The 18,542-nt window shown below is 68.8% G+C and carries 12 protein-coding genes and 2 riboswitches; of the genes, 7 read left to right on the top strand and 5 right to left on the bottom strand.

Annotated features, from left to right (window positions below):
* Positions 1-2: 2 nt before the first annotated feature.
* From AC2YHT_RS14625 to AC2YHT_RS14650, 6 genes are all read left to right on the top strand, one after another.
* Positions 3-1,370, top strand: a complete 1,368-nt coding sequence (locus tag AC2YHT_RS14625) for an LLM class flavin-dependent oxidoreductase (protein ID WP_487290517.1) — start codon at positions 3-5, stop codon at positions 1,368-1,370.
* 16 nt (positions 1,371-1,386) lie between these two features.
* Entirely contained in the window at positions 1,387-2,793 is a 1,407-nt protein-coding gene (locus AC2YHT_RS14630) for an MFS transporter (protein WP_487290518.1), read from the top strand.
* Positions 2,794-2,826: 33 nt separating this feature from the next.
* On the top strand, positions 2,827-3,756 hold the full coding sequence (locus AC2YHT_RS14635; protein ID WP_487290519.1) for a TauD/TfdA dioxygenase family protein: 930 nt from the start codon (positions 2,827-2,829) through the stop codon (positions 3,754-3,756).
* An 11-nt stretch (positions 3,757-3,767) separates the two neighbouring features.
* Complete coding sequence (locus AC2YHT_RS14640) at positions 3,768-4,661, top strand: TauD/TfdA dioxygenase family protein (RefSeq protein WP_487290520.1); 894 nt, start codon at positions 3,768-3,770, stop codon at positions 4,659-4,661.
* Positions 4,662-4,896: 235 nt separating this feature from the next.
* On the top strand, positions 4,897-7,374 hold the full coding sequence (locus tag AC2YHT_RS14645; protein ID WP_487290521.1) for a TonB-dependent receptor plug domain-containing protein: 2,478 nt from the start codon (positions 4,897-4,899) through the stop codon (positions 7,372-7,374).
* Positions 7,374-8,339 (top strand): ABC transporter substrate-binding protein, encoded by a 966-nt coding sequence (locus AC2YHT_RS14650; RefSeq protein WP_487290522.1) that lies wholly within the window; start codon positions 7,374-7,376, stop codon positions 8,337-8,339. Before AC2YHT_RS14645 ends, AC2YHT_RS14650 begins: the two co-directional genes overlap by 1 nt.
* Here AC2YHT_RS14650 and AC2YHT_RS14655 read toward each other — a convergent pair.
* On the bottom strand, positions 8,336-9,658 hold the full coding sequence (locus tag AC2YHT_RS14655) for an LLM class flavin-dependent oxidoreductase (RefSeq protein WP_487290523.1): 1,323 nt from the start codon (positions 9,656-9,658) through the stop codon (positions 8,336-8,338). The genes AC2YHT_RS14650 and AC2YHT_RS14655 overlap by 4 nt on opposite strands.
* 279 nt (positions 9,659-9,937) lie before the next feature.
* Between AC2YHT_RS14655 and AC2YHT_RS14660 the strand changes: the two genes are divergently transcribed.
* Positions 9,938-11,047, top strand: coding sequence for an alkene reductase (locus tag AC2YHT_RS14660; RefSeq protein WP_487290524.1), 1,110 nt, complete (start codon positions 9,938-9,940; stop codon positions 11,045-11,047).
* Positions 11,048-11,065: 18 nt separating this feature from the next.
* On the opposite strand, the gene AC2YHT_RS14665 is transcribed toward AC2YHT_RS14660, so the two are convergent.
* The 4 genes from AC2YHT_RS14665 to AC2YHT_RS14680 all read right to left on the bottom strand — a co-directional run bounded on the left by AC2YHT_RS14665 (position 11,066) and on the right by AC2YHT_RS14680 (position 18,507).
* Positions 11,066-12,028 carry an amidohydrolase family protein gene (locus AC2YHT_RS14665; RefSeq protein ID WP_487290525.1) on the bottom strand — a complete coding sequence of 321 codons (963 nt, stop codon included), beginning with the start codon at positions 12,026-12,028 and terminating at the stop codon, positions 11,066-11,068.
* 68 nt (positions 12,029-12,096) lie between these two features.
* A complete protein-coding gene (locus tag AC2YHT_RS14670) occupies positions 12,097-14,061 on the bottom strand; it encodes a prolyl oligopeptidase family serine peptidase (RefSeq protein ID WP_487290526.1) in 1,965 nt (654 codons plus the stop codon).
* Between the two features lie 74 nt (positions 14,062-14,135).
* Positions 14,136-16,844, bottom strand: a complete 2,709-nt coding sequence (locus AC2YHT_RS14675; protein ID WP_487290527.1) for a TonB-dependent receptor domain-containing protein — start codon at positions 16,842-16,844, stop codon at positions 14,136-14,138.
* 139 nt (positions 16,845-16,983) lie between these two features.
* A riboswitch (glycine riboswitch) is annotated at positions 16,984-17,070 on the bottom strand.
* Positions 17,071-17,074: 4 nt separating this feature from the next.
* Positions 17,075-17,163, bottom strand: a riboswitch (glycine riboswitch).
* Positions 17,164-17,430: 267 nt separating this feature from the next.
* Positions 17,431-18,507, bottom strand: a complete 1,077-nt coding sequence (locus AC2YHT_RS14680; RefSeq protein ID WP_487290528.1) for an ABC transporter substrate-binding protein — start codon at positions 18,505-18,507, stop codon at positions 17,431-17,433.
* Positions 18,508-18,542: the final 35 nt, after the last annotated feature.

An 18,542-nucleotide genomic window follows, 5' to 3' on the forward strand; every position in this document is an offset into this window, starting at 1 on the left:
GCATGAGCGCCCGCCGCCAGATCAAGCTCGGGGCCTTCCTGATGGGGGTCGGCCACCACCTGGCGGCGTGGCGTCATCCCGACGTCCGCCCCGCCGACCTCGTCGATTTCGAGCACTACCGCCGCCTGACCCTGGCGGCCGAGGCGGCGGGGTTCGACGCGGTGTTCTTCGCCGACAACGTCGCCTTCCCCGCCGGTCCGCCCGAGCTTCTGGCCCGGGCGCCGACGCCCTACTATTTCGAGCCGCTGGCCCTGCTTTCGGCCCTGGCGCCGCTGACCACGCGGATCGGACTGATCGCGACGGTCTCGGCCACCTACCTGCCGCCCTATCACCTGGCGCGGAAGTTCGCCTCGATCGACCACATCAGCGGCGGCCGCGTCGGCTGGAACCTGGTCACCTCCGGCAGCGACGCCGAGGCCCGCAACTTCGGTCTCGACCACCAGCTGGCCCACGCCGAGCGCTACGCCCGGGCAGAGGAATATGTCGAGGTGGTCAAGGGCCTGTGGGACAGCTGGGACGACGACGCCTGGCTGTTCGACAAGGACGCCCAGCGGGCCTTCGATCCGGCCAAGGTGCGACCCCTGAACCATGTGGGCCGCCATTTCTCGGTCCAGGGACCGCTGCAGTCGAGCCGGCCCGTGCAGGGCTGGCCGGTGATCGTGCAGGCCGGATCGTCGGGCGACGGCCAGGCCCTGGCGGCGCGCACGGCCGAGGTGGTGTTCACCGCCCAGCAGACCCTGGAAGAGGCGCGCGCCTTCACGCAAGGGCTGAAGGCCCAGGCCGCCGGCTTAGGTCGCAGCCCCGACGACATCCTGGTTATGCCTGGGATCATGCCCTTCGTCGCCGAGACGGAAAGCCAGGCCCGCGCCCAATACGAGGCTCTGCAGAATCTCGTCGATCCGCGCATCGGCATCGGCCTGCTGTCGGCCATGGCCGGCGCCGACCTGTCAAGCCTGCCGCTGGACGAGCCCCTGCCCGACCTGCCGGTGACCGAAGGCTGGCAGAGCCGCCAGAAGCTGTTCGTCGACCTGTCGCGGCGCGAAAACCTGACCCTGCGCCAGCTGGCCGGCCGCGTGGCCGCCGCCCGCGGCCACAAGGTGGTCGTCGGCGATCCGCGCCAGGTGGCCGACCAGCTCCAGGCCTGGTTCGAAGGCGGGGCCGCCGACGGCTTCAACATCCTGCCGCCGACCCTGCCGGGCGACCTGACCGCGTTCATCGAACTGGTCGTGCCCGAGCTGCGCCGCCGGGGCCTGTTCCGCGACGCCTATGACGGCTCGACCCTGCGCGAGCACCTGGGCCTTCGCCGGCCGGTCCGCGCGCCGGACGCCGCGCCCGCGCCTGCTCTCTCCCCCGACCTGCAAACGACCTGACGCGCCGGAGACCGCCGTGACCGACACCCCTTCGCCTCAGGATCGCCCGCTGGGCTGGCTGCGCCTTTCGATCTTCGCCAGCCTGATCATTCCGCTGGCCGGCGCGGGCCTGCCGCTGGCCGTCTACCTGCCGCCCTACTACGCCCAGGAGCTGGGCCTGGGCCTGACCACGGTCGGGGCGGTGTTCATGCTGACCCAGGTGTGGGGCGCGGCGCTGGACCCGGTCGTCGGGGCGCTGTCGGACCGCACCCGCACGCGCATCGGCCGGCGAAAGCCCTGGGTGCTGGGCGCCGCGCCGCTGTTCCTGGTCTCGACGTTGGCCGTCTTTACGCCTGGCCTGTTCGGCGTCGAGCGGCCGGGGCCGGTGTGGCTGGCGGCCTGGCTCGCCGTCTTCTACCTGGCCTGGGCGGCGATCCTGATCCCGGTCACGGCCTGGGCCGGCGAGCTCTCCAGCCAGTATCACGGCCGCAGCAAGGTCCAGACCTTCGTGCAGGTGGCCATCGCGCTTGGCCTGCTGCTGGTGTTGATCCTGCCGGCGATCCTCGACCGCCTCGCCGGACCCGGCCAGGCCGCCGACGGCGGGCGCAAGGTCGCGGCCATGGCGGGCTTCATCCTGGTCAGCTTCACGCTGTCGGCGGCCGCCGTGCTGGTCTTCGTCAAGGAGCCGCCCGCCCCGCCGCGGGTCGAGCACCGCAAGGTCCGCGTCGGCCAGGCCCTGGCGGCGATCTTCGGCGACCGCCTGCTGCTGAAGATCCTGACCTCGGACTTCGCCGTCACCCTGGGCCAGCTGATCCGCAGCTCGCTCTTCGTGTTCTTCGTCTCGGCCTATATGGGCCGGCCGGACCTGGCGGCGGGCCTCTTCCTGCTGCAGTTCTTCTTTGGCGTCTTCGCCGGTCCGATCTGGCTGGCCATCGGCTATCGCCTGGGCAAGCACAAAACCGCCATCGCTGGCGAGCTGGTGCAGGTGGCGATCAACCTGGGCCTGCTGCTGGTGGTCCCGCAGGCCCTGCCGCTGCTGCTGGCCCTGACCATCGCCCAGGGCCTGGCCCAGAACTCCGGCAACCTGATGCTGCGGGCCATGGTCTCGGACGTCGCCGACAAGCAGCGCCTGGAGAGCGGCGAAGAGCGCACCGGCCTGCTGTTCTCGATCTTCACCCTGGCCTCCAAGTCGGCGACCGCCGTCGCCGTGGGCGTCGCCCTGCCGCTGGTGGCCCTGCTCGGCTTCAAGCCGGGCGTGGCCAACACCGCCGAGGCCTTGCTCGGTCTCAAGCTCGTCTTCGCGCTCGGTCCGGCCCTGGCGCACGCCGCCTCGGCCCTGCTGCTGGCCGGCTTCGATCTCGACGAGGCCCGCCACCGGCAGATCCGCGCCGCCCTCGACGACCAGGACGCCGAGCCCGCCCTTCTCCCCGTCGCGGCCGAATAGCCGCCTCCTCTTTCTCCTCCGAAAGGATCCCCCATGAGCGCCGACGGACACCTTCCCATCGAAACAGAGACCAGCGAAACACAGCTGGACATCCAGCGCGTCGGCGGCCGCATCGGCGCCGAGGTGCGCGGCCTGCGGCTGTCGGCCGACCTGTCGCGGGACGCGGTGCAGGCCATCGAGACGGCCCTGCTGAAGCACAAGGTGCTGTTCTTCCGCGACCAGCACCACCTGGACGACGCGGGCCAGGAGGCCTTCGCCATCCGCCTGGGCCAGCCCCAGGCCCACCCGACCGTGCCGGTGCGCGAGGGCACCAAGTACCTGCTGGAACTCGACTCCCAGCATGGCGGACGCGCCAACAGCTGGCACACCGACGTCACCTTCCTGCCGGCCTATCCCAAGGCCTCGATCCTGCGCCAGGTGGTCTCGCCGGAGTACGGCGGCGACACGGTGTGGGCCAACACCGCCGAGGCCTATGCCCGTCTGCCCGCGCCGCTGAAGGCCCTGGCCGACCAGCTGTGGGCCATCCACACCAACGCCTACGACTACGCCGCCGCCCGCCCCGACCTCAGCCGCGAGGCGCTGGAGAAGCATCGCGCGGTGTTCGCCTCGACGGTCTACGAGACCGAGCATCCGGTGGTGCGCGTCCATCCGCAGACCGGTGAGCGCACGCTGGTGCTGGGCCACTTCGTCAAGTCGCTGAAGGGCCTGTCGACCGCGGACTCCCGGCGACTGTTCGACAGCCTGCAGGAGCAGGTGATCCGGCTGGAGAACACGGTCCGCTGGCGCTGGCGCGCCGGCGACGTGGCCATCTGGGACAACCGCGCCACCCAGCACTACGCCGTCGACGACTATGGCGACCAGCACCGCGTCATGCGCCGCGTCACCCTGGCCGGCGACGTGCCCGTCTCGATCGACGGCGTGTCGAGCCGCCTGGTCGCCCCCGTCCCGCAAGCCGCCGCCTGAAGGAGCCCGCGATGAACGCCATCACCGATCCCAAGTCGTTCCAGGACGCCGCCAATGACGCGGGCCTGACCTTCACCCCCGCCGGGCCGCTGCTGGGCGCGGAGGTCTCGGGCCTGGACCTGCGACAGGACCTGACCCCCGCCGTGATCGACGCGATCCGCGCGGGCCTGACCCGCTTCAAGGTGCTGTTCTTCCGCGACCAGGACGTCAGCCACGACGACCACATCCGCTTCGGCCGCTATTTCGGCGACCTGGAAGGCCATCCGGTCACCGCCACCGTGCCGGGCTATCCCGAGATCCTGCACATCGAGGCCGCCGACGGCCTGAAGGTGACCGAGCAGATCCTTCCCTACGCCCGCGCGGCCAACAAGTGGCACACCGACGTCACCTTCCGCGAGAAGCCGTCCTTCGCCGGCATACTGCGGGCGCGCAAGCTGCCCGAATGGGGCGGCGACACCCTGTTCGCCGACACCGCCGCCGTCTATGCCGACCTGCCCCAGGACGTGAAGGACAGGATCGCGGGCCTCACCGCCGAGCACGACATCCTGCAGAGCTTCGGCTACCGGGTGACCGAGGAAAAGCGCCAGCAGTTGATCCGCGACTATCCGGCCAAGACCCACCCGGTGGTGCGCCACCATCCGGTGACCGGCGAGAAGCACCTGTTCGTCAATCACGTCTTCACGACGCGGATCCTGGGCCTTCCCGACGAGGAGGCGCGCAAGCTGCTGGCCTTCCTGGTCGAGCGGGTCAAGCAGCCGGAATACCAGGTGCGCTTCCGCTGGAGCCCGAACGCCATCGTGTTCTGGGACAACACAGCCACCCAGCACTACGCCACGCTCGACTACTGGCCGCACGAGCGGATCGTCGAACGCGTCACCGTGGTCGGCACGGACGCGCCGCACTGAGGCCCCGCGCCGGCGCCGCCTCCTGGCCGCGCCGGCGCTCGGCTATCAGCCCACCTGACTCCGCCTTGCAAATTTCCTAAATATTCAAACAACGCTCATCACATGCATTGAATATAATCGATGCCAATGTGATCAAAATTGAAATCTACCTCTCGCCCTGACTGAAATCGAACCGGGGCGATCGATGTTGTTTTCAGAAATTTCAAAACATGCGCGACGGGCGATACGGTCGCCGTTGTCACGCTTGTATTTCGGCGCGGCGACTTCGGTGCTGATCCATGTCGCGGCGCAAGCGGCGGAACCAGCCCCCGCCGCTGACAACCCGGCCGCCGACAGCGCCGTCGAGGTCGATCAGCTGATCGTCACAGGCTCGCGCGGCGTGGCCCGCACGGTGGCCGAAAGCCCCGCCCCGATCGACGTGATCTCCAGCGAGAAGCTGCAGCTGACCGGCCGCTCGGAATTCGGCGAGGCCCTGGGCAAGCTGCTGCCGTCGTTCAACTTCGCCAGCAATTCAGCAGGCATCAGCTCGATCGTCCGGCCGGTGACCAACCGGGGCCTCGGCCCGGCCTACACCCTGGTGCTGGTCAATGGAAAGCGCCGCCACAACGGCGCCCAGATCACCAACGGCTCGGGCGACAACAGCGGCGTCAATCCGGTCGATCTCGACCTCGTGCCGCTGAGCGCGGTGCGCAGCATCGAGGTGCTCAAGGACAGCGCCGCGGCCCAGTACGGCTCCGACGCCGTGGCCGGCGTCATCAACGTACAGCTCAAGCGCGGCGCCAAGGGCGGCCATGTCGGGATCACCGCCGGCAGCCTCTATGACGGCTACGGCGACCTGGAGACCTACAAGGCCGAGGCCGACTTCGGCCTGGCCCTGGGCGACAGGGGCTTCATCCACTTCAGCGCCGACGCCCGCAAGCGCGGCCTGGCGTGGTGGAACTTCGCGGCCAGCAACAAGACCATCTACGCGCCGGCCTCCAACGCCAAGAACGCGACCTGGAGCGGCGACGGCGCCCACAACGGCGACCCGGAGATCAAGGCCTTCAACCTGGCCTACAACGCCGAATACGAGCTGGGCGAGGAGACGGTCCTCTATTCATTCGCCACCTATGGCGAGCGCGACACCGTCATCGGCAACAACTTCCGCCGGCCCAACGAGACGGCCAGCTTCACCTGGTTTTCGCCCGACGGCTATTATCCGCTCAACAACACCGCCGAATACGACTTCCAGGTCGTGGCGGGCGGGCGCGGCGTGACCGCCGGCTGGCGCTGGGACGCCAGCACCTCCTACGGCAAGAACCGGGTGCGCCAGTATAGCGACTACACGATCAACCCGTCGCTGGGCCGCGCCTCGCCGACCCGCTTCGACAACCTGGCGACCTACCAGTTCGAGCAGTGGACCCAGAACCTCGACGTCACCCGCGGCTTCGACCTCGGCCTGGCCAAGCCGGTGCAGGTGTCGTGGGGCGCGGAGTACCGCACCGACAGGTTCTCGACCTTCGCCGGCGATCCGCTCGGCTACGCCAACGGCGGCTACGTGATCCAGGCCGGCGACCAGGAGGGCGATCCCAATGTCGGCAAGCTGGCGGCGATCGGGGCGCAGGCCGCCATCACCCTGCGCCCGCAGGACGAAGCCCGGCTGACCCGCAACGTCGTCGCCGGCTATCTGGATCTTGGGATCTATCCGGCCGAGACCTGGTACGTCGGGGCGGCCGTCCGGGCCGAGCACAATGACGACAGCTCCGGCGACACGGTCGGCGGCAAGCTGAACTCGCGCTGGGACGTGACGGAGCGGTTCGCCATTCGCGGCACGGTCGGCAGCGGGTTCCGCGCGCCGTCGCTGAGCCAGCTGGGCTACGCCCAGACCGACAACCGCACCGCCCTGATCAACAACGTGCTGGTGCCCAGCCTCTCGTACCTGGCCCGCAACGGCTCGACCCTGGCCAAGGCCCTGGGCGCGAGCGACCTCAAGCCCGAGAAGTCGTGGAACCTGGGCCTCGGCGCGGTCTGGCGGCCGCTGGACGACGTCAGCGTCACCATCGACGGCTACCGCGTGGTGGTCGAGGACCGGATCATCCGCACCAGCCTGCTCTACGGCCCGACGGTGCGCGCGGCCCTGGTCGCCAACGGCTTCTCCGGCACCGAATACGTCGCCTACTTCACCAACGCCGTCGACACCACGACGACGGGCGTCGACATCGTCGCCGAGACCAAGCACGACCTTGGCCGCTGGGGCGGGCTGAACCTCAGCGCCGCGTTCAACTACAACAAGACCAAGCTCGACCGCATCGCCGCGACGCCTTCGGCCGTCGGGACGCTGGACAGCGGCTTCTACTATTTCGGCCGCGACCGGCAGGGCGAACTGACGGTCGGCAACCCGCAGACCAAGTGGGTGCTGAGCGGCCGCTGGGCCCTGGGCAAGCTGGGCGTCAACCTGCAGACCGCCCGCTATGGCGGCGTCACCTGGCAGCGGTCGCAGGATCCGGCCCAGGACGTGAAGTACGGCGCCAAGTGGATCACCGATCTGGACGTCGGCTTCGCCGTCACCGAGCAGTTGCGGGTGTCAGTCGGGGCGGTGAACCTGTTCGATGTGCGGCCCGACGCCAACGGCCCCGGCGACGCCAAGACCGGGGTGGCCAGCTCGGTCTACGGCCCCTCGCCGTTCGCGCCGAGCGGCGGGTTCTACTACGGCAAGATCGCGTACGACTTCTGATGACGACGCGCCCTTCCTTCCTCTCGCGCCGGAGCCTGCTGGCGTCCGGCCTGGCCGGCGCCGCCGTCTCGGCCTGCGGCGGACGCACGCCCGACGAGGTGCTGGTGCTCGGCGACCAGGCCAACCTGACCCGCGCCAGGGTCGAGGCGGCCGGGCTGTTGCAGAACCGGCCCTACGCCTTCCGCTGGGCCAATTTCGTCGGCGCCGCGCCGCTGTTCGAGGCGGTGATGGCCGGGGCGGTCGACACCGCGCCGGCCGGCGACACCCCGGTGCTGGCCGCCGCGGCCGCCGGCGTGCCGATCAAGCTGGTGGCGGCCGTCCGCTCGTCGGGCCGCAGCATCGCGCTGCTGGTTCCGCCGGGCTCGCCGATCCGCAGGCTGCCCGACCTGCGCGGGGCCGAGGTGATCGTCTCGTCGGCGCGCGGCAGCATCGCCCACTATCTGCTGCTGGGCGCGCTGCGCGAGGCGGGCCTGTCGATCGGCGACGTGAAGGTGGGCTTCATGCTGCCGGGCGAGGCCCAGGCCGCCTTCGAGGCCGGCCGCATCCAGGTCTGGGCGACCTTCGGCCTCTATCAGGCCCTGGCCGAGCATAACGGAGCGCGGGTGCTGCGCGACGGGACCGGGATCAACACGGGCCTCAGCTTCGTGACCGCCTCGACCAAGGCCCTGGCCTCGGACTTCAAGCGTGGGGCCATCGCCGACGCCCTGCGGCAGTTCCAATCCGCCTACGCCTGGGCCAACGCCAACAAGGTCGCCTATGCCGAGGTCTATTCCAAGACCACCAGCGCCCCGCTCGCCGTCGCTAGGCTGCTGGTCGAACGCGAGACCCCCGTGCTGGCGCCGGTCACCGCCGCCGACATCGCCGACCTCCAGCGGGTCGGCGACACCTTCTTCGCGGCCAGCCTCCTGCCGCGCGCCGTCGATGCGGCCAGGCTGGCGGACGGATCCTTGCTGGGTCCTGCCTAGTCGGCGAAGAAGCGATTGGGCGGGCGTTTCAGGCCCAGGTTCTCGCGCAGGGTCGCGCCCTCGTATTCGGTGCGGAAGATCCCCCGCCGCTGCAGTTCAGGCACCACCTGGTCGACGAAGTCGTCCAGGCCTTCGGGCAGGTAGGGGAACATGATGTTGAAGCCGTCGGATCCCTCCTCTTCCAGCCACTGCTGCATCTCGTCGGCGATGGTCTGGGCTGTGCCCACGAAGGCGGGCCCGCCGTAGCTGCCCATGCGCGCGGCCAGCTGACGGATGGTGAGGTGCTCGCGCGCGGCCAGTTCGATCACCCGCTCACGGGCGCTGTGGCTGGCGTTGGTCGGCGGGATTTCGGGCAGAGGCCCGTCCGGATCATAGCTCGAGACATCGTGGCCGAGCATGCTGTTGAGCGTGCCGATGCCGCTGTCGTAGTGCACCAGGCTGTCGAGCAGGGCGCGCTTGGCCCTGGCCTCCTCGACCGTCTCGCCCACCACCACGAAGGCCGCCGGCAGGATCTTCAGGCTGTCAGGATCGCGGCCGACAAGGGCCATGCGCCGCTTGATGTCGGCGTAGAAGGCCTTGGCGTTCTCAAGATTGGCGCCGGCCGCGAAGATCACCTCGGCGGTCTCGGCGGCCAGTTGGCGACCCGCTTCCGAGGCCCCGGCCTGGATGATCACCGGCCAGCCCTGGACCGGGCGGGCGATGTTGAGCGGGCCGCGAACCGAGAGACTGGGCCCCTTGTGGTCGAGCACGTGCATGCGGGTCGGATCGAAATAGAGGCCCGCCTCGACGTCGCGGACGAAGGCGTCGTCGGCGAAGCTGTCCCACAGGCCGGTGACGACGTCGTAGAACTCCCGCGCCCGGGCGTAGCGGGCGTCGTGTTCCATGTCCTCCTCGAGTCCGAAATTGAGCGCCGCGTCGGGGTTGGAGGTGGTGACGATGTTCCAGCCCGCCCGGCCGCCGCTGATATGGTCGAGCGAGGCGAACCGGCGGGCGATGTGATACGGCGCGTCATAGGTCGTCGAGGCCGTGGCCATCAGGCCGATGTTTTCCGTAACCGCCGCCAGGGCCGACAGCAGGGTGAAGGGCTCGAACGAGGTCACCGTGTGGCTGCGCTTGAGCGCGTTGATCGGCATGTTCAGCACGGCCAGATGGTCGGCCATGAAGAAGGCGTCGAACTTGGCGCGCTCCAGCGTCTGGATGAAGCGCTTCATGGCCGGGAAGTTGAAGTTGGCGTCGGCGATGGCGCCCGGATAGCGCCAGGCGCCGGTGTGGATGCTGACCGGACGCATGAAGGCGCCCAGCTTCAGTTGCTTGCCCATATCTCATCCTCTGGCCGGCAGGCCGCCGCCGACGACGCAGATAGGCGCCCCTCGCCTGCCTGGCCACGAGTGACGCCTCCTATTCCGATCGAAAATCGGCCGCCGCCCGAAATCCCCGGCGCAGTTTTTCTTCAACATCCGCGAGAAATCCCAAACCACCATTGTTTCCATTGAACTTTCGACTCCGAGTTGACGCCTGAAAATCCCCCTGTTCAGCACTGCTCATTATTCCCGCCCACCCATCGCATCCTAGCATCGAGCTTCCACGAGGGCTCGAGCATGACCCAGCATCCCAACCGTCGCCTGTCGCTGTTCGAACCTCTGACGCTGGGCGGGCTGGTCCTGCCCAACCGCATCGTCATGGCGCCGCTGGGCCGGGCGCGGGGCACGCCGGCCTCGCGCGAACCGACCGGCCTGGTGGCCGAATATTACGTCCAGCGCGCCGCCGCCGGGCTGATCATCTCCGAGGCCACCCACATCTCGGCCGAGACGATCAGTCGTCGCGGGACCACCGCGATCCACACCGAAGGCCAGGTGGCGGCCTGGCGAAAGGTGACCGACGCCGTGCACGAGGCGGGCGGCCGCATCTTCCAGCAGCTCTTCCACCTCGGCCGCAAGGCCGATCCATCCCTGCTGCCGGCCGGAAGCTGGCCCGGCGCGCCGTCGGCGATCGCCGCCAAGGCCCAGTTCGCAACGACCGACGGTCCCGAGCCTTTCCCCATCCCCCGCGCGCTGCAGCGCGACGACATCGCCCGCCTTGTCGAGGCCTTCGGCGTCGCCGCCGCCAACGCCCGCCGGGCGGGCTTCGACGGGATCGAGATCCACGGCGCCAATGGCTACCTGATCGACCAGTTCCTGCGCGACGGCGCCAACCAGCGCTACGACCTCTACGGCGGCGACGTCGAGGGCCGGGCGCGCTTCCTGTTCGAGGTGGTCGAAGCGGCCGCCGCGCACTGGCCCGCCAACAGGATCGGCGTGCGCCTCTCGCCTCATCCGCACACGGACGGCACGGCCGATTCAGCGCCCAGGCGGCTGGTCCGCCATGTGGCCCAAGGCCTGGCCGCGCGCGGTCTGGCCTATATCCACCTCGTCGAACCTGTCGCCACGGCGCCGTCCGAGCGCATCGCCCCGACCGTGCGCGAGGCGTTCGGCGCGCCCCTCATCGTCTGCGGCGGCTATGATCGGGCCTCGGCGGAAGCGGCCGTCGCCGAGAACGAGGCTGACCTGGTCGCCTTCGGCGCGGGCTTCATTGCCAATCCCGACCTGGTCGAACGCCTGCGCCGGGATGCGCCCTGGAACGCGCCAGATCCCTCGACCTTCTACAGCGGCGGCGCGGCCGGCTATATCGACTATCCCGTTCTTCGCATCGCCGCGGCGACGGCGGGGTAGGCTCTAGCTGCTGGCCCGCTAGTGCAGGATCGCCCGCCACTCGCTGTGCGAGAGTTCAGGCCAAGCATAGGCCGTCGAATAGTAGGTCTTCAGGTTCTCGGCGAACGGCCAGTCCGAGCCGGCGACGAACCGGTCGGGTCCGATCCGGCGGATGAGCCTGGCCATCTTCGCCCGCTCGTCGCGGGTCGCCTGCGCCTTGAAGACCTGGGCGAGATCGAAACGCAGATTGCGGACGGAATTGGGGTCCTGCTCAAAGGCGTCGGCGAAGGCGCCCAGGGCGTCGAGGGTGACGGCGTCGACGCCGCCCCATCCGCCGGCGTGGGCGATGACGACGGGCGCGCCGCCCGCCGCGGGCAGCACCTGGTCCAGAAAGACGTGGACGTCCCGCGCGCCGTAGTCGGACGCCCGGGTGCGCATGTGGATCATGATCGTCCAGCCGTTGTCGGCCGCGGCCCGGAACACCGCCGCCAGCCTGGCGACATGGTCGGGGTTGCGAAGATCGACGTCGGAATTGGTCAGATGCAGCTTCAGCCCGGTCACGGCGCGATCGCCCTTCCAGCGCACGATCTCGGCCAGGGCGTCGGGCGCGGTGGGATTGACGCTGACGAAGGCGGCGAAACGGTCCGGACGCGCCCGGGCCAGGCCTACCGTGAAGTCGTTGGCCTCACGCACGACGCCAGGCGCATCCGGCACGGGGTCGGCCAGGGGGCTCTCGGCGAGATAGGCCGTCGACATCAGCCAGCCCTTCCTGATCCCGGCCTCGTCCATGGCCTTCAGGGCGTCGTCGGCCGTCAGCGGCGCGGTGAACTTCGGATCGCACGGGCTCTTGCGCATAGGACTGGCGCAATAGGCCGGCAGGATCCTCAGGATCGCCGGCGAATGCACGTGCATGTGGTGATCGACAGGGATCTGGGCATGCGCCGAGGCGAGCGGCGCCAGCGCCAACGCCAGGGCCAGCGCCGCCCCAGGAGGAATGGACATCATCAGGCTCTCGGCTCGTGAAAAAGGAGACGGGGCGCGAAACCAGGTTCCGCGCCCCTGCCCCGCCCCTACTGGCCGCCCTCGCCCAGGAGGGTCTTTCGCCAGAACATGATGCTGGTCCAGAAGTAGTAGTCCTCGTTCTCCTTCTTGCGGAAGACGTGGCCCTCGTTCTTGGCCAGCAGGTGCCAGGCCGAACCGCCCTGGGCGCGGACGGCGGCGATCATCTGGTCGGCCTCGGAGGCCGGCACACGCGGATCGGTGCCGCCCGTGGCCACCAACAGCGGGATGGTGATCTTGCTCACGCTGGTCAGCGGCGAGATCTTCATCAGCTGGGCGCGCTGGGCCGGATCGCGCTCGTCGCCGTACTCCACCCGGCGCAGGTCGCGGCGGTAGGACTGGGTGTTCTCCAGGAAGGTGACGAAGTTGGAGATCGCGACGTAGCAGTTGGCGCCCTTAAGGCGCGGGCTGTAGTGCGTGGCCGAGGCGTAGCACATGTAGCCGCCGTAGGAGACGCCGTTGACGGCGAAGCGGTCGGCGTCGAGCGCCGACTCCTTGCCCAGGGCGTCGAGGAAGGCCCCGACGTCCCTGACCGAGTCCTCGCGCTTGAACGGCCCGTTGTCGAGGTTGACGAACCGCTTGCCGTAGCCCGACGAGCCGCGGACGTTGGGGAAGAACAGCGCCACGCCCAGCTCGTTGAGCAGGTAGTTGTTGCCGCCCAGGAAGTCGGGCCGGGTCTGGCCTTCGGGGCCCCCGTGGATGTCGATAATCAGCGGCCGCTTGCCGGGAAATTTGGCCGGGTCGGGCTGGTAGAGGAAGCCCGAGACGGTCTCGCCGTCGAAGCTCTTGATCTCGACAAGGCGCGGTTCGACGTTCTTGGCGGGGTCGAGGCCGCCCGTCTCGCTGTGGGTCCACTGGGTGACCTTCAGCGACTTGGGATCGATCGAGAAGGCGTCGCCGGCCACGCGGGCGGCGGCCATGCTGAGGCCGATCTCGCCCCAGGGCGAAACCTGGATCGCCGGGCCGATGCTGTAGGGGATCACGCCGGCCGGCAGGCCGTCGACCTTGCGCACCGCCCCGCTCGCCAGGTCGAGCACCCGCACCCGCGAGACGCCCGCTTCGTTGATCGCATAGACCGCGAAGGCGCCGTCGGGCGACAGGGAGAAGTCGCTGACGTCCCAGCGCGTCTCCTTGCTGACGGCGACGAAGGCCCCGGTCTTGGGGTCCAGGCGGCCCAGGCGCAGGAAGTCGGAATTCAGGTCCGAGGTCAGCCAGACCGCGCCGTCATGGCCATAGCGCGGCTCGACGAAGGAGGCCTTGGCCTTGGGGTCGGTCAGCGGCTTCATCACGCCGCTGGCGAGGTCGAGTTCGAAGACCTGCGCCTCGTTGATCGACATGCGATTGAGGACGAGAGCCTTGGCGCCGTCGGCCGAGAAGTCGGCGATGTTCCAGCCGCCGCCGGAGACCTTGGCGACCAGACGATCGGTCTTGGGATCGCTGGGATCGACGACATAGAGGTCCATGTCCGCGCCGTTGCGGCGCGAGGAGGCGTAGCCAACCAGGCGGCCGTCGGGCGACCAGGAGCCGAACCAGTTGCGGCTCTTGCCGTCAGTCAGCAGGCGCGGACGGCCGTCCTTCAGCAGGTAGAGCTGGTAGAATTCGTCGCCGCCGCGATCCTTCTGGATCAGCAACCCCTCGCCCTTGGGCGACAGGGCGGCGGCCAGGATCGGCTCGGCCTCGAAGCTAAGCTGACGACGGTCGGCGTCGGGCCTGGCGACGCTGTGGACCTGATCGGAACCGCCGAAGCGGGTCTTGACCAGCATCGAGCGGTCGGCGGCGTTCCAGCCCAGGAAATTGGCGTGACGGGCCTGCAGATAGGGCGTGGTGGCCGCCACCAGCTCCTGCGGGATGGCCGGCGGACCGTCGGCGACGATCGCGGAAGGCATTGGGGCCAAGGACGGGGGAACAGTCTGGGCCATGACGGCCCCGCCGCTCGCCAGGGACAGGGCGAGCGCCAGAGTGAGACGGGAGATCATTGGGGACACCAATCAGAAAGGAGGGGCGCCGCCGGCCCGGGGGACACAGCCGGCGGCGCGGAGCCGGTTCGGACCTAGAAGCGCATCCGCGCGCCGAGGGTCACGTACCGACCGATCACGTCGTAGTAGGGCGAGTAGAGCGAACCGATCGGCGGATCCTTGTCGAACAGGTTCGTGGCGTTGGCGTAGAGCTCGACGTCGTGGCCGCGGTACTGCGGCAGCTTCGCCTGCACGCCCAGATCGAAGTAGGTGTAGGCCTTGATGTGGCCGTTCACGATGTCGACCGTGTTGTTGTAGTTGCCCGGCGAGAGGTAGCGGGCCCGCAGGTTGCCGCTGAAGATCCGGCCCGAGTAGTCGACGCTGCTGACGACGCGGAATTCCGGCACGCCCAGACCGAACGAATAGCCCTGCGAGCGGACATATTCGATCTCGCTGACGCCGTCGTTGGTCGTCATGCTGTGGACCCAGGTGGCCAGGGTCTTGAAGCGCAGGCGGCCTTCCAGGCTCGACAGAACGCGGTCGGCGTTCATCGAGTAGGAGATCTCCGCATCGATGCCGTCGGTCTTGTAGTTGGCCAGGTTGACGTAGGTCGAGACGATCCGGGTGATCGTGTTGCTGCTGTCGCGGGTGATCCGCGAGCACATGTCGGCGTTGCCGGCGGCGCAGCGGGTCACGATGTCCTGGGCGGAAATCGTGGTGATCACGTTGTCGATGTCGATGTTGTAGTAGTCGAGCGACACGTTGAAGCCCGGCAGCGCGGGCGGCGAATAGACGACGCCGGCCGTGAAGGTGTTGGCTGTTTCCGGCACGAGGTCGGGATTGCCGCCGCCGTTCGTCAGCACATAGACACTGGAACTGGTCAGCGGATCGACGATGGTGTTGTAGCCGGTGGTGCTGGTGGTGAAGAGCTCGGTCAGGTTGGCCGAACGGATGTCGCGGGACTCGGTGACCCGGCCGCGGAAGCCCGGGAAGAACTCGTTGGTCGCCCCCAGCTTCCAGGACCAGATCGAGCCGGTGGTGTTATAGTCGCTGACGCGGGCGGCGGCGTTGATCTCGAGCTTGTTGAACACCGGCACGTCGCGGACGACGGGCACCAGCACTTCGGCGAAGGCCTCCTTGACGTTGAAGCTGCCGGCCATGGCCGAGAAGCTGAAGGTCGTGAAGGCCTTGGCCGTGTCGAGCGCGCCGACCGAGCGATCGACCGACTCCTTGCGGGCCTCGGCGCCGACGGCGATCGAGACCGGACCGGCCGGCAGTTCGAAGGGCTCGCCGCGCAGGCTGAAGCCGCCGACGTCGAGCTTGCTGGTCTCGCGCATGCTGGGCGTGCCGGTGACATAGGCGATGGCCGCGGCCGAGGGCGAGCCTTCGCCGAACAGGTTGATCGGCACGCAGCTGGTGGTCGGATCGGTCAGGGCGATACGGCAGATCGCATTGCCCGTGCTCGGGTCGATCACCGAGTCCACGGCGTTGGCGTAGTTCTGGGTCAGCAGGAACCCGGGGGTGTCGATGTTGTTCTCGTTCTCCCCGTGGCTGTAGTAGGCGCTCCAGCGCCAGCCGTCCCCGAAGTTGCCGTCGAGGGCGATCGTCCCCTGGGTGGAGAGGCGCTCGAAATCGATCCGCGAATAGGACAGGTCGCTGTTGAAGCGGCCCATGGTGAACGAGGTCTGGCCCGCCGTGACCATCGCCGAGCGCACCTCGTCGGAGAGGAAGGCGTTGTCGATGCTGATGGTCAGGTTGCCGCGGTTGTGGTCGCCGAACCAGATGTAGTTGTTCCACATCCGCGAATGGCGCAGTTCGGCGGTGAGCTTGACGTTGTCGGTCAGGTCGTAGGTGACGCTGGCCAGGGCGCTGTAGCGGCGTTGCGGCGTGACCAGCGGGCTGAGGTCGTCGTTGGACGGGCCTTCGCCACCGACCGAGTTGGTGCCGATGACCGTGCCATAGTCGAAGTCGCGCAGGGAGCCGTCGGCGTTGAAGGCCTTGCCCTTCAGCACGCCCGACAGGATCAGGCCGCCATAGGCCGCGTTGGAGAAGCCGACGTCGGGAGCCAGCTTGTAGCGGCCGTCGCCGTTGGAGACGGTCGCCCAGCGGCCGACATTGGGACGGCTGGTCTTGGGCGTGACGCCCTCGTTGTTCAGGTACTCCCCGCCGATGACGAAGTGGCCGCGGCCGTCCGCGAAGCTCTTGCCGCCGGCCGCCTCGATGCGGACTTCCTCGGCGTCGTCATAGGACGAGATGCCGCCCTGCACGCCCATCTTGAAGCCGGTGAAGTTGCGATCGATCGCCAGGTTGACGACGCCGGCCACGGCGCCCGAGCCCCAGGCCGCCGAGGCGCCCCCGGTGACCACGTCGGCGCTCTTGAGCAGCACGGTGGGAACGACGTTCAGGTCGTTGTCGCCGGCGAAGCGGCGGCCGTCGATCAGCACCAGGGTGCGGCTGATGCCGAGGCCCCGCAGATCGACCGGCGCGTTGCCCGCGCCGGTGTTGGTGCCCGTGGTCTGCGCCGAGGTGGTGGCGCGGAACTGCGGCAGGTCGTTCAGGGCCGCGGCGACGTTGGGACGCGCGCCGACGCTGAGGTCTTCGGCCGAGACGTGCACGGTGGGCGTCGGCGCCTGGAAGCCGGCGCGATCGATGCGCGAGGCGGTGACGACGATTTCGCCGACGCTGCTGTCATCCTTGTCGGTGTTAGCGGCCTGGGCGTAGGCCGCGCCGTGCAGCGCGAGCGCCGCCGGCAGAATGCTCGCGCCAATCAACAGGGCGCGGCGGGTTTGACGTGAAATTGCCAAGTGAGATCCCCTCTCAAGTATGCAGTCGACAGTCGCCCGCGCCCCCGACGTCACACTTGAGTGGACGTTCCAGAGGCCGCGGCCCGCCACCGGCGCACCACGCGCCGCTCGCGAAACCGCAAGGCGTTCCTCTGCCCCCGCTGTCTTGTGGCCTGAGAGATTCGGAACGCGACGCGCCCTTGCTCCTTCGGCGAGGCGCCTCGTTCAGAGGCGACTGCTTTCCAGCTTCCTTGTGCTCCGCGGTCCTTTTGCCTGAGCGTTTCCGGGGCGGTTGCGCCTTCGGCGTCGGGTCGAACCTGATCTCTTCCGCAAGAGCCAAACCAGTACGAACGGTTCGGCGCGAGGCGTCAAAACGCCCTCATCCGGCATGAATTGCCCGCACACTCGGAAATGTCGGAATGATATTCCCAGAGCCCGAACAGCCTGCCTCCGCAAGTTCGCGGAGGCCTCCCGCGCTCAGGGGACGTGACAGGTCGGTGACAGCTTCGACGTCGCCGCGCGGAACCCAAGAAATGGGTGAAGCCCCGAGCCGACCGACCCGATCGCCGCAGTTATGGGCAGCAAGTGCTCAAGGCGTGACCAGATATCAGCGGCCGGCCGCCCCGCTCTTCCAGCGGGCCAGAAGTTCGGCGCGCCGGCCCTGGTCGAAATTGGCCAGCAGAGCGGGCCCGACGCGAATGGGACGCCCGCCCGCGGGAGGCGTCGCGCCCAGCCCTGGACGGATCGGGGTCAGGCGCACGTCGAGCAGAACCCGCTGCCCCGCGTCCGACATCAGATAGTCCAGGAACAGGCGCGCCGCGCCGGGATGCCGCGCGGTGCGGGTGATGAAGGCGACCCGCGAAATCGACAGGTGATAGTCTTCCGGAACGACATAGCCGACGTCGGCCTCGTGCTTGCGCACGTACCAGTCGGCATAGGACCCGTTCATGTCCAGGGCCAGCAGGTGCTCGCCGGACGCCACCCGATCCAACATCGGCCTGCCGGGCACGTAGGTGCGCACGCCGGTCGCGCCGATCGCATCGTACAGCGCCCAGGCGTCCGGATAGAACTGGGTGTTGCTCGACAGATAGAAGAACCCCATGCCGCTGCGCTCGGGATCGTACATCGCCACCTTGCCGCGCCAGCGCCCGGGGTCGGCGCGCAGGGAGGCCAGCAGGGCCGCGTGACTGCGCGGCGCCTCGCCGCCTTTCAGGAGCCGCTTGTTGTAGACGAAGACGATCGGCTCGCTGGTGACGCCAAAGCCCTGGTCACGCCACCGCGCCCAGGTGGGCAGGTTTCCGGCCTCGGGACTACGATAGGTCTGGGCGTAGCCATCGTTGATCAGCTTGACCTGGGTGTCCATCGCCGAGGTCCAGACGACGTCGGCGACAGGCTCGCCACGCCTGGCTTCCTCGATGACCCGGGCCTGCATGTCGCGCGAGGTCAACACGACGAACCTGAGCTTCACCTTTGGAAATCGGCGCTCGAAATCCTCGACCAGCCGCTGGTGCACGTCGTTGTTGATATAGACGACGACCTCGCCTTCCCGCTCGGCCCTGCGGACGTCCCAGCCGCTGGTGGCCTGCCCGGGCGCCCGCGGCGCGCATCCCGCCATGACCGAGACAAGGGCGATCACGCCGAGCACGGCGGCGGCGAAACGGGCTCCCTTGACCTGGACTGGCAATCGGCGTCGGATGGCCGCGCTCCTTCAATGTGAAG

It is taken from the genome of Caulobacter sp. SRI_008 (genome assembly GCF_057586355.1).

Excerpts from the sequence above, each read along its gene's own strand:
- AC2YHT_RS14625 (WP_487290517.1), top strand. The coding sequence starts at position 3 with ATGAGCGCCCGCCGCCAGATCAAGCTCGGGGCCTTCCTGATGGGGGTC.
- AC2YHT_RS14650 (WP_487290522.1), top strand. The coding sequence starts at position 7,374 with ATGACGACGCGCCCTTCCTTCCTCTCGCGCCGGAGCCTGCTGGCGTCC.
- AC2YHT_RS14670 (WP_487290526.1), bottom strand. The coding sequence starts at position 14,061 with ATGATCTCCCGTCTCACTCTGGCGCTCGCCCTGTCCCTGGCGAGCGGC.
- AC2YHT_RS14665 (WP_487290525.1), bottom strand. The coding sequence starts at position 12,028 with ATGTCCATTCCTCCTGGGGCGGCGCTGGCCCTGGCGTTGGCGCTGGCG.
- AC2YHT_RS14660 (WP_487290524.1), top strand. The coding sequence starts at position 9,938 with ATGACCCAGCATCCCAACCGTCGCCTGTCGCTGTTCGAACCTCTGACG.
- AC2YHT_RS14635 (WP_487290519.1), top strand. The coding sequence starts at position 2,827 with ATGAGCGCCGACGGACACCTTCCCATCGAAACAGAGACCAGCGAAACA.
- AC2YHT_RS14655 (WP_487290523.1), bottom strand. The coding sequence starts at position 9,658 with ATGGGCAAGCAACTGAAGCTGGGCGCCTTCATGCGTCCGGTCAGCATC.
- AC2YHT_RS14640 (WP_487290520.1), top strand. The coding sequence starts at position 3,768 with ATGAACGCCATCACCGATCCCAAGTCGTTCCAGGACGCCGCCAATGAC.